Here is a 576-nt window from a genome sequence, read left to right as displayed (position 1 = left end):
GGGTGGTCGGCCGCCACGGGACCACCCATCCCTTTGCGAATCGAGGTTCCTCGTGGCCATGTCCATCGCCTACGCCAACCGCCACGCCAGCCTGGCCCACGGCGGGCAGCGCATCGCCATCCGGGCAGGAGAGCCCTGGGACGCCGCCGACCCCCTGGTCAAGGCCTACCCCGACTTCTTCGACGCCAGCCTCCCGGCGGTGCGCTGCACCACCGACCCCTCGGGGATACGGCTCCTGGACCGCCAGGAGGACGCCGCCCCGGAGACCGCGACCGCCGCGCCCGGCGAGCGCCGCACCACGCGCCGCCCCCGCACCAGCGGTGGAGGCAAGCAGTGATCCCGGGGACGGTGAAGCTGACCTGGGTGCACTCAGAGCAGGTCGCGCACTCCTGGCACATGTCGATGATGGACCTCATCGGCTGGGACCTGGCCCACCACCAGCGCATCGTCACCGCCGGATTCCTGGCGATGCGCTACGGCAGCGGCGGCCTGGTCGCCGCCCGCAACAAGGCCGTCGACGCCTTCCTGGCCTCCGAGGCCGAGTGGCTGATGTGGGTGGACACCGACATGGGTTTC

2 protein-coding genes are annotated in these 576 nt (G+C 71.7%); both read left to right on the top strand.

Features of this window, described 5'->3' with window-relative positions; all coding sequences use genetic code 11:
* On the top strand, nt 1-337 hold a 337-nt coding region (locus ABD140_RS39985; protein WP_344248303.1), incomplete at its 5' end, for a hypothetical protein.
* Nucleotides 334-576, top strand: a 243-nt coding sequence (locus tag ABD140_RS39980; protein ID WP_344248301.1) for a hypothetical protein, incomplete at its 3' end; no start/stop codon positions are given. The genes ABD140_RS39985 and ABD140_RS39980, both read left to right, overlap by 4 nt.

Source organism: Actinocorallia libanotica (assembly GCF_039525175.1).
GTDB classification, from domain to species: Bacteria; Actinomycetota; Actinomycetes; order Streptosporangiales; family Streptosporangiaceae; genus Actinocorallia; species Actinocorallia libanotica.
The sequence above is the reverse complement of the archived record's forward strand: the minus strand, read 5'-3'. Positions and strand labels throughout refer to the sequence as shown.